At 76.4% G+C, this 301-nt stretch carries 1 pseudogene; it reads left to right on the forward strand.

Annotation, left to right across the window (positions count from 1 at the left end):
* Positions 1–19: 19 nt before the first annotated feature.
* Positions 20–301, forward strand: a pseudogene (locus ACLZOT_RS51600) (hypothetical protein); the annotation flags it as partial.

Genomic DNA, 301 nt, shown 5'->3' on the forward strand with positions numbered 1-301 from the left:
CGAGCCGCCGGGCGAGGGGATGAACGACACCGAGGGCGGCGGCGAGACCGGGCGCCCCACCGCGAGCGGTGAGCGCCGCCTGGAGCGGCATGAGCCCGAGGATCCCGGCGCCGACGGCACGTTGCACGTTCCCGGCCGACGGCTTGCGTACGGCGCGGAGCTGGGCAGTGCCGTAGGTGCCGAGGTAGGCGAGGGTGGCGGCGGCGGTGACGGCGGGGGCGGTGCGATGGCCCTGCTCGCGGTGGGAGGCATCGGGGCGGGGACGGTGGTGCTGGTGGTGCTGGGGGTGTGGATGGTGGTG

This window comes from Streptomyces sp. 4F14, assembly GCF_048159485.1.
GTDB lineage: Bacteria > Actinomycetota > Actinomycetes > Streptomycetales > Streptomycetaceae > Streptomyces.